Source organism: Flavobacterium sp. HJ-32-4 (genome assembly GCF_022532105.1).
GTDB lineage: Bacteria > Bacteroidota > Bacteroidia > Flavobacteriales > Flavobacteriaceae > Flavobacterium.
Map to the genome: position 1 here is coordinate 466,152 of NZ_CP092832.1, position 26,990 is coordinate 493,141.

Annotated in this window: 17 protein-coding genes and 1 tRNA gene; 10 read left to right on the forward strand and 8 right to left on the reverse strand. The window is 50.1% G+C overall.

The annotated features are described in order from the left end of the window. The first annotated feature begins 5 nt into the window (after positions 1 to 5). Positions 6 to 6,665 carry a hypothetical protein gene (locus MKO97_RS01785; protein WP_241104362.1) on the forward strand — a complete coding sequence of 2,220 codons (6,660 nt, stop codon included), beginning with the start codon at positions 6 to 8 and terminating at the stop codon, positions 6,663 to 6,665. Positions 6,666 to 6,691: 26 nt separating this feature from the next. After that, positions 6,692 to 7,633, forward strand: a complete 942-nt coding sequence (locus tag MKO97_RS01790; protein WP_241104363.1) for a hypothetical protein — start codon at positions 6,692 to 6,694, stop codon at positions 7,631 to 7,633. Between the two features lie 207 nt (positions 7,634 to 7,840). Here MKO97_RS01790 and MKO97_RS01795 read toward each other — a convergent pair whose 3' ends face one another. Beyond that, positions 7,841 to 8,854, reverse strand: a complete 1,014-nt coding sequence (locus MKO97_RS01795; RefSeq protein WP_241104364.1) for a T9SS type A sorting domain-containing protein — start codon at positions 8,852 to 8,854, stop codon at positions 7,841 to 7,843. 336 nt (positions 8,855 to 9,190) lie between these two features. Here MKO97_RS01795 and MKO97_RS01800 point away from each other — a divergent pair, with 336 nt between their 5' ends. The 7 genes from MKO97_RS01800 to MKO97_RS01830 all read left to right on the forward strand — a co-directional run bounded on the left by MKO97_RS01800 (position 9,191) and on the right by MKO97_RS01830 (position 14,117). Beyond that, positions 9,191 to 9,793: a hypothetical protein gene (locus tag MKO97_RS01800; protein ID WP_241104365.1), complete on the forward strand. Its 603-nt coding sequence runs from the start codon at positions 9,191 to 9,193 to the stop codon at positions 9,791 to 9,793. Positions 9,794 to 9,795: 2 nt separating this feature from the next. Next, positions 9,796 to 10,545, forward strand: a complete 750-nt coding sequence (locus MKO97_RS01805) for an iron-containing redox enzyme family protein (protein WP_241104366.1) — start codon at positions 9,796 to 9,798, stop codon at positions 10,543 to 10,545. Next, on the forward strand, positions 10,542 to 11,624 hold the full coding sequence (locus MKO97_RS01810; protein ID WP_241104367.1) for a DUF3419 family protein: 1,083 nt from the start codon (positions 10,542 to 10,544) through the stop codon (positions 11,622 to 11,624). The genes MKO97_RS01805 and MKO97_RS01810 overlap by 4 nt, the downstream gene beginning before the upstream one ends. Then, positions 11,594 to 12,238, forward strand: a complete 645-nt coding sequence (locus MKO97_RS01815) for a hypothetical protein (RefSeq protein WP_241104368.1) — start codon at positions 11,594 to 11,596, stop codon at positions 12,236 to 12,238. The genes MKO97_RS01810 and MKO97_RS01815 overlap by 31 nt, the downstream gene beginning before the upstream one ends. Beyond that, complete coding sequence (locus MKO97_RS01820) at positions 12,225 to 13,052, forward strand: 1-acyl-sn-glycerol-3-phosphate acyltransferase (protein WP_241104369.1); 828 nt, start codon at positions 12,225 to 12,227, stop codon at positions 13,050 to 13,052. The genes MKO97_RS01815 and MKO97_RS01820 overlap by 14 nt, the downstream gene beginning before the upstream one ends. Next, positions 13,033 to 13,965: a fatty acid desaturase gene (locus tag MKO97_RS01825; RefSeq protein WP_241104370.1), complete on the forward strand. Its 933-nt coding sequence runs from the start codon at positions 13,033 to 13,035 to the stop codon at positions 13,963 to 13,965. Before MKO97_RS01820 ends, MKO97_RS01825 begins: the two co-directional genes overlap by 20 nt. Positions 13,966 to 14,045: 80 nt before the next feature. Beyond that, a tRNA-Arg gene (locus MKO97_RS01830) sits at positions 14,046 to 14,117 on the forward strand. Positions 14,118 to 14,199: 82 nt separating this feature from the next. On the opposite strand, the gene MKO97_RS01835 is transcribed toward MKO97_RS01830, so the two are convergent. The 7 genes from MKO97_RS01835 to MKO97_RS01865 all read right to left on the reverse strand — a co-directional run bounded on the left by MKO97_RS01835 (position 14,200) and on the right by MKO97_RS01865 (position 24,724). Next, positions 14,200 to 16,113, reverse strand: a complete 1,914-nt coding sequence (locus MKO97_RS01835; protein WP_241104371.1) for a sensor histidine kinase KdpD — start codon at positions 16,111 to 16,113, stop codon at positions 14,200 to 14,202. Between the two features lie 187 nt (positions 16,114 to 16,300). After that, complete coding sequence (locus MKO97_RS01840; RefSeq protein WP_241104372.1) at positions 16,301 to 17,734, reverse strand: TolC family protein; 1,434 nt, start codon at positions 17,732 to 17,734, stop codon at positions 16,301 to 16,303. Beyond that, positions 17,727 to 20,894, reverse strand: coding sequence for an efflux RND transporter permease subunit (locus tag MKO97_RS01845; protein WP_241104373.1), 3,168 nt, complete (start codon positions 20,892 to 20,894; stop codon positions 17,727 to 17,729). Before MKO97_RS01845 ends, MKO97_RS01840 begins: the two co-directional genes overlap by 8 nt. Before the next feature lie 23 nt (positions 20,895 to 20,917). Beyond that, positions 20,918 to 21,997, reverse strand: coding sequence for an efflux RND transporter periplasmic adaptor subunit (locus tag MKO97_RS01850; protein ID WP_241104374.1), 1,080 nt, complete (start codon positions 21,995 to 21,997; stop codon positions 20,918 to 20,920). A 166-nt stretch (positions 21,998 to 22,163) separates the two neighbouring features. Further along, positions 22,164 to 22,544 (reverse strand): hypothetical protein, encoded by a 381-nt coding sequence (locus MKO97_RS01855; protein ID WP_241104375.1) that lies wholly within the window; start codon positions 22,542 to 22,544, stop codon positions 22,164 to 22,166. 171 nt (positions 22,545 to 22,715) lie between these two features. Further along, positions 22,716 to 23,468, reverse strand: a complete 753-nt coding sequence (locus tag MKO97_RS01860) for a TIGR03915 family putative DNA repair protein (RefSeq protein WP_241104376.1) — start codon at positions 23,466 to 23,468, stop codon at positions 22,716 to 22,718. Beyond that, complete coding sequence (locus MKO97_RS01865; protein ID WP_241104377.1) at positions 23,465 to 24,724, reverse strand: putative DNA modification/repair radical SAM protein; 1,260 nt, start codon at positions 24,722 to 24,724, stop codon at positions 23,465 to 23,467. The genes MKO97_RS01860 and MKO97_RS01865 overlap by 4 nt, the downstream gene beginning before the upstream one ends. 242 nt (positions 24,725 to 24,966) lie before the next feature. Between MKO97_RS01865 and MKO97_RS01870 the strand changes: the two genes are divergently transcribed. Continuing rightward, positions 24,967 to 26,988 carry a M13 family metallopeptidase gene (locus tag MKO97_RS01870; protein WP_241104378.1) on the forward strand — a complete coding sequence of 674 codons (2,022 nt, stop codon included), beginning with the start codon at positions 24,967 to 24,969 and terminating at the stop codon, positions 26,986 to 26,988. Positions 26,989 to 26,990: the final 2 nt, after the last annotated feature.

The window sequence follows — 26,990 nt, forward strand, 5'->3', positions numbered from 1 at the left end:
ATCACATGCCGTTCATAAATAGATATAATAAAGACACGAGCTACAATTATAACAACGCCAAAAAGTTGGGGGGGTACTTGTATGTGATTGGCTCAATCGAGACCGACAACTGGAAAGGGATGGTCTCCAAACTCAATGAGAATGGTGACATCGTTTGGGAGAAATCGTATAGTCAGGGAAGCGCCACTATCATTTTTCACGACATCATTGAGTGTGATAATGGTGATCTGCTGCTAGCCGGCAATTGTACTAACACCACCAATACATTCCCCTTCCTTCAACGGATTGACCCGGACGGAAACGTAATCTGGAGCAAACTATTCGGCAGTGGTTCTGAGTTTTACTATTTTGAATATAATGGGTCTTCTCCCTTCGTAAGGGTGGACGTGGAAAGCTATGTTTTTGTCTTAAGACAACCCGAGTCAGACCCAAATTATAATTATTCGCTCGAAGTCAATACGCTGATCAAGATCAACCAGAACGGCGATGTCACCGGATCAAGAAAACTGGTGAACAAAGAGCACAATTACTTCATACACGGATTGCAAGCATTTGGCAACAAGGTTATTGCCTATGGTTCGGCACGTAAAGTAAATTTTTTCGAGAGTCCGAGTTCGGGATTGGTCATTGAGTTTAACCTCAGCCTGGTTCCTATAAGGCGGTTTATCATACCGCCGATCAACGTCAATGTAGACCAGAGTATCACCAATGTCATATACACAAACCAGTATATGATTTTCGCAGGCAGCAGTTACTTTATCAAATACGCCCTGCCGTCAGGAGGAGCGCCCGTGGTGACCAGTCAGCGCACCATAAGTGTAGAAACGATTTATGGTGCCTCATCCATCGCACATAACGATGACTTTATCTACGTCGAACATACCAACAAACCCATCCGGGAAATTTCGAAACTCAATCATAACCTCGAGGTAATTTTCAGCAAACGCTTTGCCACTTACACCGGTGGGCACAACCTCATCACACAGGTCTTACCGAACGAAACCGTATTGCTGCAAAACCAGTATGGCGAAACACAATACGGAAACAATGTTGGCTTTTTGGGCATCACGAATCTCGAACTGAACTGTTGTTTCGACCAGCTCATCCCGAATGCCGTGATGACGGACGTGAACCTGAATGGGGTTATTGAGACTAACTTTACCACCTCGGTACCATCGGTGCCATTTTTGCCTATAGCTATCTCTCCCGACGTGTTTCCGTCTTCTAAAGAAGTCGTTTGTCTTCCCAACACGTTAAGTCCTTGTGTGACCGACCCAGATGTGTGCGGACTATATAGTTCCGTTTCGGCGATTATGACGGGCTGTCTGCAGAATCCGGCTGACCTTAACGACCCCGACTATAAAAAGTTTGTGGAATGTATCAAGGCGATTGTAAGTCAAATCGATGACTTCAGTACCAAGTATCCGGAATACGGTCTTCAAAGTCAATTGAGCGCGTCCATCAAGATACTCGAAATCTTCATGGCCAATCCAAATGCCGAGAACTACGAAAATGCGTGGAATGCCCTACAGTTCATTATTTCTCTCCTCTCGCAAACGGGCAATTGTAACTGTGAAAACACCTTCACTATAAAGGAAAATGTCTCAATTCAATCCGGCGATCTCTATTTGCAGGCAGCGGGTTCTGTAGGTGACGACAGTGCAAAGGGAATCCACTTACGCTGGACGCTGAAGGGTGCGCTGGAAGGCCACCTTCCGAAAGGAAATTATGCCACTTCTACCGCTAACTTCAACAAAACAAACGACTTTGTACGGATCTACAGAACGCCGTATGTAGAAAATAAAGTCTTGCTTGATCTAAGCGCATCACCTACACAAGTCAATGAAACACCGGCCTCTAAAAACTGGGGGTATGCGGTTGGATCGAAATTCTTCCACGTTCATTTTAGAAATACCGCGCGGTATAATTATGTGCGAAATCAATTGGGAGTCGACCCTCTTAGTGATTCATTGGCGTTTCTTAAGAACTACGGCGATTCGTTGATTGAAATCGAGAATAAAACGGAGCTAAGCTTCGCTGTAACGCCCGTTTTTATTGAGACAAACAGCCCAAGTGCGATAAAACTGGAACTGCTTTCCGTAGCCGAAAACAAGATCTCGGCGGCAAAAGGTGCGTCGTTGCGAAATACGTATGCCCTGACGGATCTCAACTATACCAAACTCGTTAGCGAGAATATCCGGAGTGTGCGTTTCCGGGCCCAAAATGCACACATTTCCAGTGTAGAATTCGAATTTTACACAGACCTTATCTTCAATGCAAGCCAAGTAAACGCGTGGGATTTTCTCGGACGATTTGCGCTTACTACCGCTTCTTCCGTAGCGTTCGAACGCCTGGAACCCCAGCCGAACGTACTGTCAAACTGGTTGCGATACAAAGAAGGAGACCTGACAAACGTAGAAAACTACAAAACCAAATGGAACGGTAGCAGCGTCACCCCCGAAAACAGGATCGAACAGGTGGTCATGAAATACATTGCGTTGAGTGACGCCGCCGATAACCCACTTGCCCTTGAAACCGTTTCAACACAAGACGATGATGACGTCGCCGCCTGTTTGGCCGAGGGTAATCCGGAATATACACCTAACACTACGCCAACACAATACACTTTTGAAGTCTCGAATCTGCACATTCTGCAAATGGGTTCGCTTGATTATCATGTGGCAAGGATGTTAGGTTTAGGACACCTTGATTTGGACCCAAATACGGCGGAAGGTCAGTACGTGTATCTGTCTGACTACCATACCGTAGCGGACTTGCAAGACGGATTGGGCGTACGTCCCCTGCAGCATATCTACTGTTCGCTGCCCACGTCGTTGAGCGATCAGCGATTGCCGATACCGGTTACCCTTAACAGAATCGAAAACGGCCTGTTCTATGAACCGGAAGTCGACCCAGAGGATCCCGAACCATCTCCGGAAACCACCCAACTTACGGATGAAAACGGGCTTTCACTGGATGGAATGACGCAGTTTTATACGCTGTTTTCGGATATGTTACCCGAAGAAGCTGTCAATGCGCCTTTCTATTACAAAGACGACATTTTTATTTCATCTGAAGTGACGGTGCCGGTTTACGCCGGGCTCAAATACCGCCTTGACAGCGAAGTACCCGATTGGAGGCGTCCGGGACTTGCCTATGACCCTGCCTATTTCAATGCCGATCTGGTCATCAACGAAACTAAACCTATCCTGATTCCGGAACCTGGAAAACCGATTTATATCCACCGGCAGCGCATCAGTGGCACCTATGAGTACACCTCCTATGGTATCAATTGGTTCAACAGGGCGAGTATCCTTGGGGAACCGATTGCCAAAACAACGCTCATCAAAGCCATGAATACGCTGTTGCCTCCCACCAATATCGTAGCTACCCTCATCCAGGAAGAGCGCCCACTGTTGCTCACCACGGCAGCCGAACAGGAAATGCTGAAAGCAATCCCAACTGGGGAAGACCGAACACTCGTGCGGTTGACCTTTGAGTATAACCATGCTCAGGAAATGGTAGACTACCATCATAAAATCGACGGAGAGCCGATTGAAGACTATATGGAGCGTCAACACGAACTTTTTGCGGACGACATCCGGATCAAATTCCGTGACCATGCACCACTGAGTGTTTCAGGTAAGGTCAAGCACGTACTACCCGGTAGTAACGCAGTGCTCTCTATCATTGAAACCGATATCTTCCCGATTTACAGCTCTGGAATCGACACGTCGGTTCAGCCACAGACGGTCCCTCCTACTTATAACGAACAGATTGTACCGGTCATGCCGCCCGGCGCGGCGCAGCATTTCATAGGAAGCGTCTTTTTGGTCGACGGTGTGGGATATGTGATCCACGACATCGATACATCGTCATTGTATCCGCGATTTACGGTATTCAAGAGCGATATCAGCGGTGCACTGGTAAACCTCACTACCCAGTCCGATCCGACTAATCTTATAGAACCCGCTGCAGACAGCCTGTTTGTCGTGGTGGAGAACATGCAGAATGAGCCGACATGGGGGGCGCCTAATCCGGCCAACGCCTTTAACGTACATATCGATCTTACCACAGAACACCGGGAGCCGGAAATCATCGTTACCAGCACCGACTGTAGTACAAATACGTACGTACAGAAGTTTAGGGGCGTTTTTGAGTCGGCGAAGATTGAGAAGATCGTCGAGAAACTCTACAATTCGATCGACCAGGATGGCAATCCGGCAAATGACCCTACCGTCAAGAAACACGTAGGGCTCTACAAGGTGACCTTTCCAGGCTTCCATCTTGACCAGCATTCGCAGTATCGTACCGATCGCCAAAATTCGGTAGAATGGTATAACGGAATTGCCCGCCTCCACACATGGAATGACGATGGCTTTGACCCTGGATACCGAAAGAACTTCAAAGTCGTCCGTACCGAGAACATCGGCACCACATCCGATCTCGTCCTGTATATCGAAGACCTTACCTTCCCAAAAGATGTTTTCAGCCCTGACTACGCAGCGACGCTGGCCGCTTATAAAGGAAAGGTCATGCCTGATAATGTGATGTTTAACGTTCAATATGTCAACTATTATCCAGGTTATAAAGTATACCTCTATAAAGATCCGGCGCTCAGCTTGGTGCAGGAAAATGTACTGCCATCGGGCGATGACGATGTGAGGTATACAATTTTCGGGTTGCGGAGTCACGATAATCCGAATGAATTCCCTTTCGACAATACCGAAGATTTCCTGTCTCCGTTCTCGGTGCCTGCTGTCATGTTTGCGCAGGCTGTAAAAGAACCCGTTCAGCCGCAGAAACCATCGGGCGGAATGTATGCAACCCGACCGGACTATTTTGGAAAGTCATCCTATACCTTCGAAACCGTATACGGACCTACGAATAATCCAACTCCGCCTCATAAGCCGCATTCTGTTCAGTTTAATCGCGCAAGTGATGTTCAGTTTTTAGGGGCTATATATGACAATTCCGTCGCATACGATCCCCTGACCCATTTGCCGATACGCAATACGGTTGACATAATCCAGGAGGATATTTTCCAGAATGGAGATGAGGATTTTTATGTAGACAGATGGAACAATCTTCTGGGCTTTGACTACAATTACACAAACGAGGTACCTAACGATCCGCTTTTCCCGGATGAAAACGGCCGATTCCGCTACTTCCAGGGACGCCGGCTCCCGATGCCTGACAACATCAAATTCATAGATGCCATCAATGACTTCATCGATGCGCACAACCAATTCTATTCAAACCAACCAAGCGCAGTCGGCCATCTAACCCGTACGGTCGTCAGCGGCTCCGTGCTGGTAACTTTCGGAGGTACAGAACTGAAACTCGACACCGTTATCATCCCGGAAGTCCTGAATCCCGACAATTCGGTGCGGAATGGACAACTTTTGTATCGCGACTTCCTGCGGGACGTACTCCTAAACTGCTTTGTGCCGCTTACGGAAGTACCCGTTATCTATGATTATGTCAAGACCGGCGATTACCAACCTATTCCGAAAAAACAGGTAGTGCGCGACCGCAACGGACAGTTGCTTCCGCCTTCTGACCCTGCATTCGATATGGCACCGATGGCCAGTCGAAAATTGAATTCAGCCAACAGGCACAGTACCCGATTCACCGACTTTGGTCTGGACGGCGCTTCGAATGCCAAGTACTTCTATGCGGTGCGCGAAATCAACAAACAGATGAAGACCAGCCCGTATAGTGCTATTCTTGGCCCCGTCAGCTTGGTCAATACGGCTCCGCCTACGGCACCTGAGATTCTACGCATCATACCGGTATTAGAGAATCGCGTACTGAATACCCCGCCTTCCGTGCAACTTGAAATCAATTCGTATCCAAAAGCACACAACATTCGGAAGATCAGTATATACCGGGCGGATAATGCCGAAGATGCACTCTCTGTCCGGACGATGAAACTGGTTAAGGTCATAGATCTCGATACCGAGGGCTTAACGGATGAAAGCAAATGGGTGTTTACCGACGATTTCTCGGACCTGCCAGAGGTTCCATACGGAGACATCTTATTCTACCGCCTCACGGTCTCCCGAATCATAAAGTACAATGACGCTACGGATGTACTCGTGGTCGACTACACGCCGTCGGAAGCCTCGCGACTGGTCATGACCAATATCGTCGAGAATTATTCGCCACCATCGCCAGAGGTCAAGTATCAGTCTGAACCGCTGTTGCCCGCAGCCTCTCAGCTTGAGTACATCATCCTCAACTGGAACGAAACCGCCTATAAAGGCAACTATTTCCTCTTTAAGATGAACACGCAGGGCAACTGGGTTGAAATAGCACGGGTTGCGGCTGATCGCCTCGAGAAAGGGAAATACCATGTGTATACCAGTGATGGCGCAGGTGTCTGGACGGAAACGGGCGTGGTCACATCGGTAAACAACCGGCTCTACCTGAAATTGGTTGACACCGACTTCAATACATCCAGTTTGAACATCTTGTCAGCTGACGGCACGAAACTGTATCACCACTTCAAAGTCATTGCGGAGAACACGGCAGGTATGCGCAGCCGCGAAGAGCGTATCCTCACCATCTATAACGAAGTGACATGGGCGCCGATAGGTGGAATTGCGCCTGAAGACCGATCCCAGGGAATGATTGTAGGAAACACGTTCATTGTACGATAAATAAAAACCAACTAAAATTAAACGAAATGGCCATAAAGAAAATACGCCAGGCTCTAAGGAATTACTTCTTAACAGGGGCGATGCCTACTGCAAATGAATTCGCGGACTTGATCGAGAGTAATGTGAATATCCTTGACGACAAGGCAACAGACACCGACATCAATGCCGGCACCAGCGATGATAAATTCGTGACCGTTCTGGGGGCGAAAAAGGTCGCCCGAAAATACCTAACCGTGAATGGTGGTGCTGCCAACCCGACGACGGGCGACATACAAGTAACGACCATCACCGGAAATGCAGGAACGGCTACCAAGTTGGCTGCCCCAAAAAGCATCAATGGCGTTCCTTTTGACGGCTCCCAGGATATCACGCTTCCGGCAGTCACCACCATTAGTGGAAATGCCGGAACCGCTACTAAACTTGCCGCTCCAAAAAACATCAATGGTGTTCCTTTTGATGGCTCTCAAGACATAGTTGTCCCGGGAACGCCGCGGATACTGCGGATTCCAATTCCTAACACTGTCGTGTTATTAGATAATAACAGCGTACAGAGTACGTTTGCTAATATTACCTTGGGTACTAACAAAACCTATATGTTCAAGGGAAAATACCTATTGACAACCGGTACCACCACCCACACAACAGCTATCGGTTTCGCCGGCGGGGATATTGCGCTAGGCACCATCCAGTATGTCGTGCGCATTTTCTCGAGTGGGGCCAATGCCATGATCACGTCACAGGGAGTCGGACAACTTTCCAGCGCGGGCATGAAAATACTAAATGCAACCAGTACGGCTGCAACCACCACCATTGAATTCGAGGGCGTAATCAGGACCGGCGCTACCGGATCTACATTTGTTCCGCAAATTCAGTTCAGTGCGGCCACCGGTGCCACCCCGGTACTAAAAGACGGCAGCTACATCGAGTTAAATGAAATCGGTGCCAGCAATATCCAGACACTGGGATAACCACAATAAAGGGTGCAACCCGCAGTAGTGCGAAGGCCGACAGTCTACTGTGGCGCGCCTAAGATGGCGTGTTTCGGACTTCTAAAAAATGCCTAAAACCGTACTTCATCAGAAGTACGGTTTTTTACGTCACTAACGCCCCTTATGGCATTTGCTGTCGCGGCAAAGAGGCCCTTTGAGACCCCCTCTATTTGCTAAGTAAGGTAATTATTCCTTGATGAACCTACGCACTTCTGTCCCCGACGCAGTCGTAACCTTTACGAGATACGTACCGTTCGCCAATCCTGTCACATCCAGTTGGCTGAACGAACGATCCAATGATCGTACAGGCATCTGTTGTCCGAGCAGGTTCAGTACAGACAGATCGGAAATCGTCCTATCGCTTGTAATGGTAAGCAGGCTCCGGGCCGGGTTCGGGTAAACCGAGAGCGTATTTCGTCCAAAATCAGGCGTCGACAGGCTGAAACTGAGATCGTCCCAACTGTTGGCGATGCTTACCAGGCCCACCCGTCCTGTTGGCATACCCGCCGGGCCGGCGTTCTGGCGAAACGTGATCCGGTCGATATTACCTGACTGATCGGAACCCGCAAAAGTGGTAGCCGATGCCGTATTGCCGATTTCGCCTGCACTGAAATTCGCGTTGGCGAACAGCACCAGCGTATCGTCGTTGGCACCTGATGCCTGGGTATATTTAAAAACGAGCAGGTAATCGGCTCCGTAGTTATACGAGTTGGCGGTATACACAATCGGGTTCCCCAGGCTGCCCTTGCTGATACCAATCGTGTAGGTGGTGCCACTGCTGGGCTGCACCAACATCCGGAATGTAGTCGTAAAATTGCTGCCACTCGAAATCCGGAAGAAATCAACCGGCGACGACTGGGCGCTCGCGATGTTGATGACCATTCCAACATACAGGCTGCCATTCTGCGTAAAGGGCGTAAACGAGGTGCCACAGCCATCGGTATCAGGCGTAAGGCTGAACGACTTCGCACTGGATCCATATCCCTCGGCTCCGATCGCCTGGTCGACGATTTTGGCATTCTGGCAGATGGCGCCCGTGCAATTGCCCAATCCGCCCGGTTGTGAGGAGTTGTTGGACCACGGGCCCTGGCCGCTCAATTGCTGGCCGGAGGTGTACGACGCGAAATCGTCGCTAAAAATAGTTTGGGCAAAAGTGGCGCCGGATACCATTGTAAAGAGGAAGAGTAATGCTTTTTTCATATGCTTTTTTGGGGGAAAGTAGAAAAAAAACAGATGCTGCACAACGGAATTACTGTCTTCCCGGCCTTACACACCGTACTTTAACGCTACCTACACCTATTCACCATGCCGTATCCATTGTGTAATCCGTAACCGCAATCCTCCAAAAAAAAGGCAGTGGATCAGAAAAACAGGTATTTATACGTGTAAATGATTGATTTCGTGTACCTACATTTACTGTCATACAGCAACATCAGGGGTCTGGTGCCCCAAGAGGGAATTCAGTCCGCTTCTGAAAAAGTGGCTACTATTCCCATTTTCGAAACGAAGGTTTAACGACGTAAATCCTTTACGCACATGGACAGAATCGAGGGTACCGTGACGCCTGAGACCAGCCTTACATTCAAGCTGGCCGAAACAGAAACAGAAAAGAAATGCATTTACGATTCAAGGTATGAAATCGCACGGGATAAGTTCCCGTATTTGTTTCAAACCAACGAATATGGCCATGTGGCAAAAGATGGGTACGACGATCATTCCTACCTTTTTTACTGCTGGGACAAGTCGATTGTCGGTAGTTGCAGGGCCTCTCCCATCGTGGACGGCGCATGGGAATTCAGCGATGCCCTACCCGATGACATGCACTTCGCTGTAGATGCACAACGCACCTTACAGCTAAACCGGGTATACATCGATGAGAAATACCGCAACCAGGAACTGCACGCCTATCTGTTCTATAATTTCAGTCTGTGGGTGGTTCGTAACACCTCCTACGACCAGTATTTTGCGATTTGCAATGCCGGACTCGTCCGAATGTATAAACGGCTGGGTGCCGAGTTGCTGCGGCCGGAAAGCTTCAACTTGAAAGGCAGGTCAGCCCATCAATATTATCTGGTGGGCGGACGCATCGCCGACATCATTACGACAATCGAAAACAGTCTCCTAACCAAAATTTCCTAAAAATGACAACACAAACCATTGAAAACAAATCGACTACATCCAGATTCCTCGAACTAAAAAGAACAAGGGACACCGAATGGGCCAACATACTGGAACAAGCGAAATGGGCCCATTTCATCCTACACGACACGTTTGATGCGCGTTTTTATGGAATCTACCTTATCGAAACCTACCACTATGTGATGCATAACCCGAAACACCAGGCGTTGGTGGGGGCACATATGAAAGAAAAAGTCTTTAAGTACATCAAGTTCTGTTTTGAGCACGCGGAAGAGGAAACCGGGCATGAAATGATGGCCCTGCACGACCTACTGAGCCTCGGGCTGGCAAAAGACAGTTTCCGTATGCCTGAGCCGCATCCCGACACGGAAGTATTTATAGCCTATCTGTATTGGATATCCACAAACGGAAATTACCTGCAACGGCTGGGGTATAGTTTCTGGGCGGAAGATTCCTATCAATATATCCGGGCGCTAATGGAGCGGGTGCAAACAACGCTCAACCTTCAGAAAAGCCAGATGACATTCCTCGTTTCACATGCTACTATCGACGAGAAGCACGCCGAGGAAATAGACGAGATGATCAACGAATTTTGTAAAACAGACGACGACTGGCAGGCCGTTGAAAAGGTACTGAAAACCTCGCTATCCCTGCAATCAAAAATGCTCGACAGTGTGTTAGAGGAGTACCTCAACCTGAAAAACGGTGGTGAAAGCCGGTATCACTTCCTGAATAGCCTGGTCGGGGCATGAAAAGAAAGTACTTCAACGCGCTGAACTATACGCTGGGCGACGAAGACACGAGCCTTGAGTTGGCCTTGTGCCCACCCAACAGCAAAAACGTCTTTGCCATTGCAGGCAGCGGCGGGCGTGTTCTTCCTCTCTTTGCGAAAACTCCGGGCATCATTAACTGCGTAGACATATTAAAAGAGCAGTTATATATAACCGAATTGCGGATAGAATCGATAAAAGCGCTGACCCATGAGGAATTCTGCGCTTTCTGGGGTTACTCGGAAACCGATAGTACCCCCACGGAGCGACAACGAATGTTTGACCGGATTGTGCTTTCAGATGACGCGAGGACGTTTCTCCACGCCTTTTTAGGGCAGAACGGATGGCGCAGGATTATCTATATGGGAAAATTCGAAAAGATGCTCATCCAGTTATCCGGCGTCAACCGACTGATAACAGGACGCAAGGGAAGAGGTCTTTTTTTTACCGAATCGCTTGACGGGCAACGGTCGTATTTACATAACAAATTTCCGCGCCTGCGTTGGAAATTGGTGCTGTTTTTGTTGGGAAACTCAACGGTTTTAAACTCCATTCTTTATAAGGGCGATTTCCCAAAAAAGAATATCGAGGGTTCTACGTACCAGAATTTTAACCGTATCTTCTCAAGCCTGTTCGATCACATACCCATAAGAAGCAGTTTCTTTGCGCAAATGGCTTTTTGGGGCCACCTGAAGTTCAAAGAGGGCTATCTGATTGAAGCCGACCCTGAACTGTTTGAGCGAATAAAACAGGGTGTCCGTAGCACCCAGGTGCGGTATATACAGGGTAATATCATCGACGTCATTGCCAACAGCGAAGAACCCGCTTCATTTCTTTCTCTTTCCGATGTTCCGTCGTTTATGAAAGGAGATGCCGAAGTGACATATCTGAGAGAACTATCCGAAAAAATCGAACCAGGTGGGCTTGTTGTGGTTCGCGGCAACCTGCGTGTAACCCATCCGCTTTCTGATGGATATACTACGGTGACGGACCAATATCAGGACTTGGTAATGAAGGAAACCACGCAATTATGGAATGTGCAGGTATACAGGAGGAATTGAACGACTCGGATATTGTTATAAAAACCATACAGAAGGAACAGATTGACGAAATCGCCCGGCTGCTGACAACATCGATGATGAAAAACAGTGCCTATTTCTACGTCTTCAACAACGCATCCTCAAGGGAACGAAAACTGAGGCGGCTGATGACCTGCATGGTGAGATGGTATGCCCGGCACGGAGGGACGTACGTAATCTATCACCATGCGAAAATAGCGGGTACCTTTACCTGCCTGCCGTCAAAATACCTTTCTCCGAACCTCATGGATCTGATTACAAGCAGGATTATTTTCCTCCCCTTTTTTAGCAGTATAGGTGAATGGAGGCGTTTGTGGGAAATTTCCAAAAGGAACATTCGCTACCTCAGGGAAATGCAGCGCGACTTTCCCTTCTGGCACTGCTGCCTGCTGGCGGTTACATCGGAAAGCCAACAATTTCGAATCGGAATAAAAGCCATATCCATTTTTCTACGCGGTCACGACGGACATATGGTAATCACGACCCAGGGCGAGAAAAACATCCGGTACTTCAGCCAGTTCGGGTTTGTGGTACAATACAAGTATGCCGTTGACACATTCGAAAACGCCATAATGCTGAAAAATGGACCTCTATGAATCGTCCTTCCGGAAAGCCGGGTTCACAAATACGCTGTCGAAAACGTTCATCCGTATGGCATTCCGGGCGCTCGGATTAAAACGTCTTGATCTGCTGTTACACGAAACAGGAGGCCGAAAGGGCGCCGCGTTTATCGATTTTGTATTCGAAAAACTGGGAATGGCAACCAACCCGGTATTTGTTGATGAGGGCGTTTTTCGAAGTGATACGCCACTCATCATCGTGGCCAACCATCCGACCGGACTGTTGGACGGCCTTACCATAATCGATGTGCTACTAAAGCAGGGTAAAAAAGTAAAAGTCGTCGTGAACTACCTCCTCGGTGAATTTACGCCGATTCATGAGGCGCTTGGCGACCACCTTATTTATGTAAATCCTTTCGACGACACCGCGAAACGGCAGACAAGTTATAAAGGGTTCAGGGAGATTATCCGAAGCCTGGCCAACAATGAAATCGTGGTTTTTTTCCCGGCCGGTGATGTGTCGCGCCTGCAGGGCACCCGACTGACCATCCGCGATTTTGATTGGAGCGACGTGTGCGTAAAGTTTATCCGAAAATCAGGCGTGCCGGTCGTGCCGGTTTTTATAGACATAAAAAACAGCCCATTTTTTTACCTGGTGAACACGATAAACACCAAACTCGGACTGCTGTTCGTCGTGAGAGAGTTTTTTGCCAAACGGAATACCCATGTCGGGCTGGTCTTCGGTTGCGCTTTCAAGTCCGTTGCAAGCAGCGACCATGACGCCATGGATGAAATGAGACAACGCGTATACCACCTGAAAACCATGCGTCATGCGAAAAAAGAAAGATAGAAAATACCCCATCCCCGAACGTATCAATGTAACGCTTTCGTTGGTGCTGATTTGCCTGCTCACCATACTCTTGGTCATCGGAGGAAGAAATGCAGGGCTCAATGTCGTATTTCTCATCGCATGCCTGCTGTTCGGCGTGCTGCTAATCCCGGCCTACTCACTTATTCACGAAGCAGAACATCATATGGCAGCGCGAAACCCCAAACTCAACTATTACTTGGGTGTTTCGTTATCCACGCTGTTTTTTTCCTCCTTTACCTTTATACAGAAAGCACACCTCAACCACCACAAAAACAACCGGACCGATTATGAACTGATTGACCTTTATTACGCCGATGACGAAAGGTGGTTCAAGAGAATCAGTTTCTTTTTAATCAACATCGGTTTCAAGTGGATCAGTGTCGTAATCGCGGTTTTTGCTTTTGCCCTGCTACCCCGGCGTGTGATGCGAACGCTGGTGAAAAACACAGGCGAACTGTCGGAACTTGTCAGTGGCACCGATCCCGGCAGTACCCGATATCGCAACATCCGTATCGAAAGCGCGGTGACCCTTTGCTTCCACGTTGGTCTAATCCTTTGCCTGAATCTGAATATCGGACATTATGTGCTCATGTACCTTTTTCACGGTTTCGTATGGTCGTCCCAAAACTATGTCAGCCATGCCTTTGCCTCCCGATCCGTCGTGCACGGAGCCCACAATTATCGTCTGAGCCGGCCATTTGAATTATTCTATCTCAATTTCAACCTCCACCGGGCCCATCACGAGAATCCCTCCGTTCCCTGGCCTTATTTGGACAAATTTGTCGGCACGTCCGACAACGTCTCGTACCTCAGGGCATACTTGCAACTGTGGAAAGGCCCGAAACGGGTGTTGCCCGACGATGCCATCGAATACAGGCAGGTAACGAAATAATGAAAGGATTCCCATTTTCCGCAGCTCTCCCCGTATCTCGTCTTTTTGCTATAATTGTCGTATCTTTGCGCCCGCAAACCGGCCTCGTAGTTCAACGGATAGAATAGATGTTTCCTAAACATTAGATCCAGGTTCGATTCCCGGCGAGGCTACCGGAAACCGCTCTTGTAAGGGCGGTTTTTTTATTGGATCCAGATGCTCCCGAAGCATCGGAACAGGTGGTAACGGAAATCACTAGGCAGGACGATACCCTGCCGGAATCTCTACGATGTGGTCATTGTGGAATGGCGGCTGTGCGGAAGGCATAATCGTATAGCGCCCTTTTAAGGAAGTCAGGAACTTACCCGCGAGATACAGTCCGAGACCCGACATACTTTTCCCGTCGGACCTGCCATTCAATAGTCGATGCAGGGTTTCTGCCAGTTCTTCGTCTATCGGCGTTCCATCATCGCGCAACACCAGTCGTATAGTCTTCCCGACCTTTTCACACCGAACGACCGCTGTCTTCGTCTTGCCATGACGGAGTGAATTGGTCAACAGGTTCCGCAACACCGTCCGCAACGCGTTGGGATCGGTCACGAAGTCGTTGGCGACATCCCCTTCAAATTCCACTGTAATCGACGCCTCATACGAAGACACAAATCCGTCCAACTCAAAAAGCAGGTCATCAAGCAACGGCTTCAGGTTGGTGGCCTGCGGTCGGTCGGATTTACCATGCCACAGCCATCCTACCAAATTGTGACATAAGGCGCTGATGTTTTGAATGTATAGCTGTTGCCTGCGAATGATATCCGTCGCGGGCTTCCCATCTTCAATCGTCGGAAGCAGGCGTCGGTTGAGCATTTCCAGGGAAGCCAATGGCGAGAGTACGTCGTGGGATATCACGCGTTTGATGTCGCTGTCCCGCTCGTAGAGCGCTTCTATCCGGCGACGTGAACGGTAGTTATAGTAGCCGAGTAGGCCTGCTATCACCGCCAACACACCTGTGATGAGGGAGAAAACCAAAAGCCGCATCTGCGACTTTCGGGCCGCGGTCACCTCGGTTTCCTTCTGTTTCAGTTTGAATTCCCCTTCTACATTCGCCATCCGGCTTTCGGCCAGCATGATGTCTAAGGCATTTGCCAGGCTATCTTTTAATCCTTTATAGTAATACGCTTTCTTGTAATCTCCCTGTAGCACATAATTCTTCTCAAGCGTGCCGTAGGCCGTCACGAGGAAATTCGGGTTGTCGTTATGGTTTTTCTGGTAGGTTTTAATGGCCTTTTCTATATAATCGGCGTACCTCGATGGATTGTCTTTGACGGAAGAATGCCGGGTCATATCGAATACATCAAGGTATTGGTAATCAGGACGGACGTCCCGTTGCCGCAACTCTAGCATGGAGTCTACCTTCGACTGCAGCGCTTTTCGTTGATAAATTGCGCTTATAGCCAATCGCGTACTCGACACATAGCGCTCAGCCACACCCTGTTCCTTTGCCAGTTTCATAACTTGACGCGCCAGGCGCTCATAGTGTTCAACAGGCTGGGCACAAATCGTATCATCGTTCAATAACGTAAAGCAATACGATAACTGGTGATTCGGCTTTTTTGAGTGTTTAACAAGGTTGAGATACTTAATGCGGTAATAGCGCGTGTCGTCTTTATTACCCATACGGCTCATGCCCGCATCGGTTGGGTAGCGATAGGCCAGATTGCGATAGGCGTAGAAAAGTGCGTCTGTATCTTTAGTCGTCTCGAATATGTCAGCCGCCGTCCGTGCCTCGCGGTAACTTTGGTAGTAATCCTTCCCAAAACGCTCGCCACTTTTCAAAAGGTGTAAAATCCCCTTTTGGGTGGGCGTCGCATCTTGCTCTAAAAGGGAATCCAATTCCATTATCCTGCCCGCATTCGGACGACCCGACATGAAAACAGCATTAAACTCGGCATTCAAAAGCGCGATGGTGTATAGAGAATCGTCTTTGCCATGGGTGGCCAGATACTGCCGCGCCTCTTCTGGCGTAAAGTGATGCAAATAGTATACTAACGGATCGTGCTGCTTGCGTTGCTTTTGGCAGCTTCCCGAAAAAAGACCGACCACCAGAAGCGCCATAATGATACAGCCCGTCTGGCGTGAAGATAAAACCAATCGGCTACCGCGAAGTGCCAATCGGCAAACGTATGTACTACGAAAAATCCAACGCATCTCGGCTAAGGGGTTTACCGTCCTGTCTATTCCTACATGCGATCTGGGGGATACAAATATACCTTTTTATATTTTGTAAGAAATATCTTTTGAGGATATCCTGTCCCGATAAAAAAAGAGCCGGCGTTAACCGGCTCTCCAAGGATCTTGCTTATTTCCATCCTCCACCAAGATCCCTATAAATCATGACTACAGCCGTAAGCTGTGCTTTTTTGGTCTCAACGAGTTCCAATTTCGCCTCAAGCGCGTCCCGCTGCGTCATCAACACTTCCAGATAGTCCGCACGCGCCGACCGGAAAAGGTCATTCGAAATGTCAATCGACGTCGTAAGGGCCGATACCTGCTGTGACTTCAAATCATAGCTTTTTCCCAGATTATCGATCCTTGACAGTTGGGTCGACACTTCAAGGTAGGCGTTCAATATCGTACGCTCGTATTCATACAACGCCTGCAACTGACGGGCATTGGCGTTTTTATACTCGGCCTTGATGGCGTTACGGTTGATCAACGGGGCGGCCAAATCACCGGTAAGTGAATACAATACCGACTCAGGGAACCGGAACAGGTACGACGGTTTGAACGCCTGCAGGCCCAGCGCCGCCGAAATATCAAGCGACGGATAAAACTCCGCGCGGGCGGCTTTCACGTCGAGTTTGGCTGCCTCAAGTTCCAGTTCCGCCTGCCGGATATCGGGGCGGTTTGCCAATAATTGCGAAGGAACACCCACTTTTACTTCCGATGGCACGAGGTCGGTAAACTGCGTACTGCTTCGTACAATCGGTTGGGGATACCGTCCGAGCAGGAAATTGATGCGGTTTTCGGTTTCCTTTATTTGTTGAAGGATGTCGAACTCAAGGCTCTGCGACGACTTGACCTCGGCCGCGAACTTCTGCACCGCGAGCTCCGTGGCCCGCGCGGCTTCCTTCTGTACCTTTACGATCTCGAGTCCGTTTTGCTGTATCGCGATGTTTTGCCGTACGATGTCCAATTGGTTGTCAAGGGCAAGCAATTCATAATACGATTCGGCAATCTCCGAAATGAGGTTCGTAACAACGAAGTTCTTCCCTTCTACAGTAGCCAGATAACGTTCAACAGCCGCTTTCTTTGAATTGCGAAGTTTCTTCCAGATATCCACTTCCCAGTTCGCGTAGGCCGCCACGCCAAAATCCGCCAACGGATCCGGCACTTCCTGGCCGGGTGTAATATCGGTAGACGCGTCACCGGCACCTTGGCTGGTGTAGCGCCCGACCTTTTCGAGTCCGGCGCCGGCCTTCACCCCTACCGTAGGCAGCAGCGCGCCTTTGCGGATGCGGATGTCGTTTTTCGCGATTTCAATCTCCTGTAAAGTGATGTTCAGCTCCTGGTTGTTCTGGAGCGCGGTATCAATCAACCCCACCAGGTTCGGATCTTTGAAGAAATCACGCCACCTGGCGGCCGACATGTTCGTGGTATCGCTCGTGACACCAAACGAATCAGGAAGAGGGGTATTAGCCGCCGAGGTGGCGATTTTAGGGGCCTTACATCCGGTGATGGCAAGCGCCAGTATCACCGGAAGGGCATATAGAAAACTACGTGACTTATACATTGTGGTCGATTTCTTCGGTTAACGGATTCTCATTCTCGTTGTCAATCATCGGATTGCGCTCGGAAACACTGGCAAACAGGTAATACAGCCCGGGGATGAGCAAGACCCCGAATACGGTTCCGATCAACATCCCGCCGGCCGCGGCCGAGCCAATGGTGCGGTTACCCAGTGCACCGGGTCCGGATGCCAATACGAGTGGTACCAGTCCGGCGATAAACGCGAACGACGTCATCAGGATCGGACGGAAACGGGTGGCCGCACCTTCCAGCGCCGCCTCGAAGACCGTAAGTCCGTCTTTGTGTTTCTGCGCGGCGAACTCCACGATCAACACCGCATTCTTACCGAGGAGTCCGATAAGCATGATCATGGCGACCTGCGCGTAGATGTTGTTCTCGAGTCCGAGCGCCGACAGCAACAGGAAGGCGCCAAAGATACCCGCAACGAGCGATAGGATTACCGCGAACGGCAAAATGAAACTCTCATACTGTGCGGCCAGAATCAGGTAAACGAAGGCCAAACAGATGAGGAAGATGTAAATGGCTTCATTCCCCCGCGCGACCTCATCTTTCGAGATACCCGCCCAGTCGATACCGAAGCCGCGGGGTAGGGTTTTGGCTGCCACTTCGTTGATCACCCTGATGGCTTCACCCGAACTGTAACCCGGTGCGGCCGATCCTGAAATCTCCGACGCGTTATACATATTCTGCCGCGTGATTTCGGAAAGTCCGTATACCTTTTCCATCCGCATGAACGCTGAGAACGGCACCATTTCATCCCGGTCGTTCTTCACATACAGTTTGAGGATGTCTTCCGGAAGCGCCCGATAGTTCGGCGCCGCCTGCACGATTACTTTGTATTGCCGTCCGAATTTGATAAAACTGATTTCATAGTTACTTCCCACTAGGGTCGACATGGTGTTCATCGCATTCTCGATACTCACGCCTTTCTGTTGGGCCAGATCATTGTCAACATGCAGTAAGAACTGCGGGAAACTCGCGCTATAGAACGTGAACACCGACGATAGTTCCGGCCGTTTATTGAGCGCCGCCACCAGTTCATTGCTCACCGTTTCCATTTTCTTGTAATCGCCCGAGCCAGCCTTATCCAGCACACGCAACTCGAAACCGCCGGCCGCACCATAGCCCGGAACGGCAGGTGGTTGGAAGAATTCAATGGTAGCACCTGCGATGTCTTTCGATTTGGCTTCGAGTTCTTCAATGACTTCCTGCACCGATTTGTCGCGGTCTTCCCAGCTTTTGAGGTTGATAAGACACGTACCGGCATTCGCGCCCGTACCTTCCGTCAGGATCTCATATCCTGCCAAAGACGAAACCGATTGCACTTCCGGCATTTTCTCGGCAATCTTCTGCAGGCGTTCGGATATTTCATTCGTCCGTTCGAGCGAAGAGCCCGGTGGTGTCTGGATCACCGCATAGAACATCCCCTGGTCTTCGTTGGGAATAAAGCCCGATGGCACGCGCCCGTTAAAGAACCAGATGCCCACACAAAACGCGATCAGCATCCCGAAGGTGACCGTACGCCGCGTGATGATGCGCATCAACAGCAGGCGGTAGCGATCCGACAGTTTGTCAAACCACTTGTTGAACGCCCCTACGATGCGGTTGACAACCGACTTTTTCTTGAACTGCCCATGGGTATTCTTGAGCATCATTGCACAAAGTGCCGGCGTCAGCGTAAGGGCCACGACACCCGAAAGGATAATGGAGGTCGCCATGGTTATGGAGAACTGCCGGTAAAAAATCCCGACCGGACCCGACATGAACGCCACGGGTATGAACACCGCCGCCATAACGAACGTGATCGCGATGATCGCACCCGCAATCTCATGCATGGCTTCCTGCGTCGCTTCCAGTGGTTTCAGGTGCTTGGTTTCCATCTTGAAGTGCACCGCCTCAATCACGACGATGGCATTGTCAACTACGATACCGATGGCCAACACGAGGGCAAAAAGGGTAATCAGGTTCAGCGTGATACCGAACCATTGCATGAACATAAACGTACCGATGAGCGACACCGGAACGGCGATGGCCGGAATCAGCGTCGAACGCCAGTCGCCAAGGAACAGGAAGACCACGAGGCCGACGAGTATAAAAGCCTCCACAAGGGTGTGGATCACCTTTTCAATCGAGGCATCGAGGAACTTCGAAACGTCGTAACTGATTTCATAATCCATCCCCTTCGGAAACGACGCTGCCTTGATCTCGGCTAGTTTCGCCTTGACATCCTTGATAACCTGGCTGGCGTTACTGCCATACGACTGCTTCAGTACGATCGCCGCCGAAGGACGCCCGTTCAGGTTGGAATAGATGTCATACATCGAACTTCCGAATTCGATATCCGCCACATCTTTGAGTCGAAGGATTTCGCCATCCGGCGTAGACCGCAATATGACATTTTCATACTGCTCTTTGGTGGTGAAACGGCCGGTGTATTTCAATACGTATTCAAACGACTGCGACCGCTTACCCGAACTTTCGCCCGTTTTTCCCGGCGAGGCTTCAAGGCTCTGTTGTTCAAGCGCTTCCATCACCTCGTCGGTTGAAATCTTGTAGGCCAGCATCCGGTCGGGCTTGAGCCAGATCCGCATGGCGTATTCGCGGTTACCGAGGATGTCGGCGTATCCTACACCATCTACCCGCTTCAACTCCGACAGCACGTTGATGTCGGCGAAGTTGAACAGGAATTTCTGGTCGGTATGCGGGTCGGTACTATACAGGTTCACATACATCAGCATGTTGGATTCCTCCCGGCTGATCTTCACCCCTTCTCGCACGACCAACGGCGGAAGTTTGTTGACCACTGAGGCAACCCGGTTCTGCACGTTGAGCGACGCCACGTTCGGATCGGTGCCGAGGTTGAACACTACCTGGATGGTCGCTTCCCCGTCGTTACCGGCATCTGCAGCCATATATTTCATGCCCGGGATACCATTGATGGCACGCTCGAGCGGGATGATGACCGATTTGATCATTAATTCGTTGTTCGCTCCCGGATACTCGGCCACGACATTCACTTTCGGAGGCGAGATCGACGGGAACTGGGTGACGGGTAGCTGCACGAGGGCCAGCACACCCATAAAGGTGATGATGAGCGAAATCACGATCGATAAGACCGGACGCTCTATGAACTTATTGAACATACGAGGTTTCTTTTTAGGATGACTTATTCCGCTTTGAGCTTCAGGTGACGGATCACTTCGTGCGGATCCTCAAACGTGAATTCGACTTTCTCGTCTTCTTTCACTTTCTGCACCCCTTCGAGTACGATTTTATCGCGGGAGTCGATTCCGCCCTCTACGACATAAATATCCGGAAGTTCCCCTCGCACGGTGATTTCGCGCGAATGCACTTTGTGGTCGTTGCCGATGACGAACACGTATTTCTTATCCTGGATCTCATAAGTAGCTTTCTGCGGGATAAGCAACGCCCCTTTGAGCGGGATGGTCAGCAACACCTTGCCGGTTTCGCCGTGGCGCAACAGTCGGTCAGGGTTCGGAAACTTGGCCCGAAACGCGATGTTTCCGGTTTCGTTGTCAAATTCCCCTTCGATGACTTCCACTTCCCCTTTAGCGGAAAGAGGCTGTCCGTTGGCCAACAACAGGATGACTTTGCGGCTGCCGCGGTCTTTGACATCGGTTTGGTAGCTGATGTATTCTGGTTCGGATACATTGAAATACGCAAACATATTGCTGTTGTCCGACAGCGTCGTCAACAACTCCCCTTCGTCGATCAGGCTGCCCAGCTTCATCGGTAGGCGGTCGATCGTGCCAGAAAAAGGTGCACGGATTTCGGTAAACGACAAATGGAGTTTCGCCAGCGCCATTTCAGCGTTGGCCTGGTCAAGACGCGCCTGTGCGACGGCCTGCTCGTTCTTCGAAACAATGTTTTTTGAGGCGAGCGTACGCGCATTCTGCAACTCGATTTCGGCCGCCTTCGCCTCCGCTTTAGCCTTCAGCAGTTCGGCTTCATAGATTTTGGGCATAATGCGGAAAAGCAACTGCCCTTCGTGCACAAACTGCCCCTCATCGACGTAAATGTTCTGGAGGTACCCTTTTTCCTGGGCCCGGATTTCGATGTTCCGCACCGAACGGATTTGGGAAACATACTCTTTTGTGAAGGCGGTGTCGATGGCCACCGGACTCGTGGCGGTGTAGTGGAACGCCTCTTCTTTCTCTTCGGTTTTCGTCGTACAACTATACAGGCACGACAGGGCAACCAGGCCCAAAGCAAGCATTTTTTTCATGATGTGTGATGGAAATTAAGCGATTCAGGTCCTGCCGCAGCAGGAGATTTCGGTGGAAAAGGAATCGACCGTTCGCAGGTCCGCACATCACGATGTCAGAAAGACGTACTACGCCCCATCAGGATACGCGGGAAAACCCACGGTTTCGGCCGATGTCAGCGTTTTTTCAGATTCGGAGTACCCGATTCTGCAAATAAATAGGGAGGGAAGGGATAACAATACGGGTATCCACAACCGGAGACGGTGTGAACAACCCCAGGGAGGGTGCTACATACTGCCGTAGCCAGTCATCCCGAAGAAGGTAAAGCGATGCAAAAGCTGCGTCGGAACCGTCGTAATCGTGATCGAAGGCGGTTTCCTCACTTACGTCCAGGTCCGCCTCATCAAGTGAAACGGGCCTCTCGGTGTCAGCGTGCCAGGCCGGACCCTTTTCCTTTTCCACCGTTACCGTCGTCAGGCTTCGGTCAAAAGAAGTGCTTACCCCGGCGTAGCTGGTTTTGCCTACCAGGATAAAAAGAAGGGATAGTATCGAAACGAGGGTCCGCATTTGCAGCCAAAAGTACACAAGTTTGGTAATGACCGTTACGATTTTCGGAATCCTTTAAGAATTTTTGTGGAAGAAAACGATTGCGAAGCGGTGTAAAATAGCTGGTATTAGGAAGGTTTCTCTTATCGGGCACCACTGTCTACTTCCAAAAAGGAAACCCTACAAACGGAATCAACGCTTCTCCGTAAGGTATTTCCAATAGCGTTTCGGCACATGCCGGATGTGGAGTTTAAGATTGCGACGTGCGGGGATGTTGGTGCTTTTGAAATAATCCTTCCACATCAGGCCAAACAGGTCTTCTTTGTCGGAAAGCACATCAGAAGTGGGACTGACCTGGGGCGTTTCCTCAAACGTTACCTGCGTCACGGTTTCCAGATCATAGTAAAGTCCGTATTTCCGCCGGATGTCATAAATGATCCACTTCTGGTCAGCGTAGCGGTCGCGGAAAAAGGTGGCGATCAGAGGCAAGACATTGAAATCGGGTTCAACGGGCGCATAAAATGTTCCTTCCATGGTCTCCTGAAACCGGATAAAGGCTTTCATACGATGGCGTTCGCGCGATACCATCTGCGCCCACTGCTGCACGGCCCGTACCGACTCGTTTCCGAAATTGGCCGACGCGCCTTCGGCATGGTCGAAGATGTAGCGCGCAAAATCAAAAAGCTGTTGGTACGCGACGGGTGACTCCGATAAAAACGCATAATGCATCCGTTGCAGCCAGGTCGTATCGAGCTTTTTCCGCAGTCCTTCCCACACCCGCGACGCCTTCGCCTCATCGGTTACCACCTCGTGCTCCGATCCGAGCAACGTGGGTTCGAACACCGCTTTTGGTACGACCTTAACGGGGCCGGGCCGCAATTGGTAAAAATCGAAAAGGGCCGTCATCAGGCCGTCGAACGAGCCGTCGCACACGAAGGTCGTCATCCGAAAAGCGAAAGTTGGTTTTGCGGCACCTTAAGGTATTTGCTCTGGCTTTCGGTCAAAATTTCATATTTGATCCGAAATGCTTCGGGTTCGGTGAGTTGCATGACGCTGTCGGCACAACGGATGAAATGTTTGGCGCGGTTCCAGGAGATACCCAATTTTCGAAGTTGGTCGGATCGCAACCGGCCGAACTTCCGTGCCATCACGATTTTGTTCGCCGAACCCACGCCAACTCCCGGAATACGCAGGATCATCCGGTAATCGGCGGTATTGACATCCACCGGAAACTGGTCGAGGTTGCGAAGCGCCCAACTCAATTTCGGGTCAATATCGACGTCCAGATGCGGATTCGCCGGATTCAGCAATTCTTTCACATCGAAACCATAAAACCGCATCAGCCAATCGGTCTGGTACAGGCGGTTTTCCCGAAGCAAGGGCGGTTGGGTGCCAATGACCGGCATGCGTGTGTCATGGCTGATGGGAATGTAACCGGAGTAATACACCCTTTTCAGGTCGAAATTGCGGTAGTATTGGTCGGCGCTGTACATGATTTCCATGTCGCTTTCGGGCGTGGCACCGATGACCATCTGCGTACTTTGGCCGGCTGGCACGAACTTGGGTGTGCTCCGGATGACCTTACGTTCGTCCTGCAGCCGTTCGATACTGCCGCGGATAAAACCGAGTGGCTTCTTGACTTCCTCATGCGATTTGTCGGGCGCGAGAAGCTTGAGTCCGGCCTCTGTTGGCATTTCGAGGTTGATGCTCATCCGGTCGGCGTAAAGCCCCGCTTCCGTCAGCAATTCTTCGCTCGCACCCGGAATGGTTTTAAGGTGGATATAGCCGTTGAACCGGTGCTCCAACCGCAGTTTCTTGACGATCCGAACCAGTCGTTCCATCGTGTAATCGGCATTTTTGAAGATGCCCGAACTCAGGAAGAGTCCTTCGATGTAATTCCGACGGTAAAAACCCATCGTCAGCTCGACAACCTCTTCTACGGTGAAAGCCGCCCGTTTCACATCATTGCTTTTCCGTGATACACAAAAGGCGCAGTCGTAGATGCAATGGTTCGTCAACAGGATTTTGAGCAGCGACACGCAGCGTCCGTCTTCCGTATACGTATGGCAAATCCCGGCACCATTCGCATCCCCAAGTCCTTTGTTGGTATTGCGACGGTTGCTGCCACTTGACGAACACGAGACATCGTATTTGGCGGCATCGGCGAGGATGTTCAGTTTTTCACGAAGACGGTCTGACATTAATAGGAACAATTAGCAATTTGTAATATAGGATAAAGCCTCTTACACAACCGTTAAATTGACGGGTAGGGTACTATTTAACATAGGCTTCGATCCTCGCGTGAGGAGCGCACGATACACACATTGGTTGATCAAGCTTAAAAGAGGTTGTAACGAATTGTAAATAGGGTAGTCTCATAAAGTTACGTAATTTCGCCTCGGGATTTCCGGGTTCGGAAACGTTTAACACCAAGTAAAACAGCATGATTAAAAAGAACATCGCCATCGCAGCAGCCGCGGCCTTGGTGCTCGCTTCCTGCGGGAAAGACGAAAAACTAAAATCGGGCGTATTGCTCGCCAACATGGACACGCTGGTGAAACCCGGCGATGATTTCGACGCCTATGTGAACGGCGGTTGGGTAAAGAAAAACAAGATTCCGGCCGATAAGGCAGCGTATGGCGTATTCGAAATGCTCGACGACAAAGCCCAGGAAAACGTGAAGGCTATCATTGAAGAAGCCGCGAAAGGGGACTTCGCTGACGGTTCGAACGAGCAGAAAATCGGTGACTTCTACGCCTCCTTCCTCGATGTAAAAGGACGTGATGCCAAAGGACTTACGCCGTTGCAACCGGAACTTGCCAAAATCGACGCAATTAAAACCTATGATGACCTCGCCGCCTATTTCGGTGCTGCCAACGCCACCGGGTTCGGTACGCCGATAGGCCTGGGTATAATTGGCGATTTCAAGGATCCGACGAAAAATATGCTGTATGTATGGCAGGGCGGACTGGGTCTTCCGGAACGCGAATATTATGTCGCCACGGATGCGAAGTCAAAGGAAATCCGCGACAAATATGTGGCGCACATCACCCGCATGATGCAACTGGCCGGATGGACGGGCGGAGAAGAAAGCGCGCGCAACATCCTGGCCTTTGAGACCAAACTGGCGCAACAGCACATGAAGAAAGAGGAAACCCGGCAAACGACATTGTTGTATAACAAGTTTAAGGTGGCCGACCTCAAGACGCTGTCGCCTACCTTCAACTGGTCGTTGTATTTGAAAAGCGCCGGTGTGACCAATGCCACCGACATCACCATCTGCCAGGTAAACTACGTAAAAGCCCTCGATGGCATTATGACCCAGACGCCAATCGATGTATGGAAGACCTGGCTGAAATGGAGTGCCCTGCACGCGGCCTCGGGCTCGTTGACGTCGGCCCTTGATAAAGAAGACTTCGATTTCTACGATAAAACACTTTATGGTATCACCGAACAAAAGCCAATGTGGCGTCGTGCGGTAGAGGCGGTCAACGGTTCACTGGGTGAAATTGTCGGACAGGTCTATGTAAAGAAACACTTCTCGCCGGAAGCCAAAGACCAGGTAAAAGATCTGGTTGACAACCTGCTGAAGGCCTACAAAAGCAGCATCGAAAATCTTGATTGGATGACGCCTGCGACCAAGAAAGAGGCGCTTGACAAACTTTCGAAAATCACGGTCAAGATCGGCTATCCAGACAAATGGCGCGATTATGCCAAACTGGAGGTAAAAAAAGACGACTACTTCGGCAATCAGATGCGTTCGTCGGTTTTCGAATACCAACGGCAACTTGAAAAACTGGGCAAACCGGTCGATAAAAGCGAGTGGACGATGAATCCACAGACCATCAATGCCTATTACAACCCGCTTTGGAACGAGATCGTATTCCCGGCAGCTATCCTGCAACCGCCTTTCTTCGATGCCGAGGCGGATCCGGCGGTCAACTATGGCAGTATCGGCGCGGTAATCGGACACGAAATCGGGCATGGTTTTGACGACCAGGGCAGTGGTTTTGACGGTGATGGCGTGATGCGTGACTGGTGGACAAAAGAAGACCGGGCGGCCTTCCAGAAAAAGACCGCGGCGCTGATCGGACAATACGATGCCTTTAAGGTATTTCCCGACCTGAACGTAAACGGCACCTATACACAAGGTGAAAATATCGGTGACCTCGGCGGCTGCGGCATCTCCTACAAAGCCTATCAAATGAGCCTCAACGGCAAAACCGCTCCTAAAATCGACGGTTTTTCAGGCGACCAACGCTTTTTCATCGGCTATGCCCAAAGCTGGCTGAGCAAAATGCGCGACGAGTACCTGCGCACACTGGTGGCCACCAATCCACACGCGCCTGATCACTTCCGGGTAATCGGCATCCTGCGGAATATTCCAGAGTGGTACACCGCTTTCAACGTGAAGCCCGGCGACAAGATGTATCTAGCACCGGAAAAACGCGTCAAAATCTGGTAAAA

Excerpts from the sequence above, each read along its gene's own strand:
- MKO97_RS01845 (WP_241104373.1), bottom strand. The coding sequence starts at position 20,894 with ATGTTCAATAAGTTCATAGAGCGTCCGGTCTTATCGATCGTGATTTCG.
- MKO97_RS01800 (WP_241104365.1), top strand. The coding sequence starts at position 9,191 with ATGGACAGAATCGAGGGTACCGTGACGCCTGAGACCAGCCTTACATTC.
- MKO97_RS01855 (WP_241104375.1), bottom strand. The coding sequence starts at position 22,544 with ATGCGGACCCTCGTTTCGATACTATCCCTTCTTTTTATCCTGGTAGGC.
- MKO97_RS01820 (WP_241104369.1), top strand. The coding sequence starts at position 12,225 with ATGGACCTCTATGAATCGTCCTTCCGGAAAGCCGGGTTCACAAATACG.
- MKO97_RS01850 (WP_241104374.1), bottom strand. The coding sequence starts at position 21,997 with ATGAAAAAAATGCTTGCTTTGGGCCTGGTTGCCCTGTCGTGCCTGTAT.
- MKO97_RS01870 (WP_241104378.1), top strand. The coding sequence starts at position 24,967 with ATGATTAAAAAGAACATCGCCATCGCAGCAGCCGCGGCCTTGGTGCTC.
- MKO97_RS01790 (WP_241104363.1), top strand. The coding sequence starts at position 6,692 with ATGGCCATAAAGAAAATACGCCAGGCTCTAAGGAATTACTTCTTAACA.
- MKO97_RS01825 (WP_241104370.1), top strand. The coding sequence starts at position 13,033 with ATGCGAAAAAAGAAAGATAGAAAATACCCCATCCCCGAACGTATCAAT.
- MKO97_RS01795 (WP_241104364.1), bottom strand. The coding sequence starts at position 8,854 with ATGAAAAAAGCATTACTCTTCCTCTTTACAATGGTATCCGGCGCCACT.
- MKO97_RS01865 (WP_241104377.1), bottom strand. The coding sequence starts at position 24,724 with ATGTCAGACCGTCTTCGTGAAAAACTGAACATCCTCGCCGATGCCGCC.
- MKO97_RS01810 (WP_241104367.1), top strand. The coding sequence starts at position 10,542 with ATGAAAAGAAAGTACTTCAACGCGCTGAACTATACGCTGGGCGACGAA.
- MKO97_RS01805 (WP_241104366.1), top strand. The coding sequence starts at position 9,796 with ATGACAACACAAACCATTGAAAACAAATCGACTACATCCAGATTCCTC.
- MKO97_RS01785 (WP_241104362.1), top strand. The coding sequence starts at position 6 with ATGCCGTTCATAAATAGATATAATAAAGACACGAGCTACAATTATAAC.
- MKO97_RS01840 (WP_241104372.1), bottom strand. The coding sequence starts at position 17,734 with ATGTATAAGTCACGTAGTTTTCTATATGCCCTTCCGGTGATACTGGCG.
- MKO97_RS01860 (WP_241104376.1), bottom strand. The coding sequence starts at position 23,468 with ATGACGACCTTCGTGTGCGACGGCTCGTTCGACGGCCTGATGACGGCC.
- MKO97_RS01815 (WP_241104368.1), top strand. The coding sequence starts at position 11,594 with ATGGAATGTGCAGGTATACAGGAGGAATTGAACGACTCGGATATTGTT.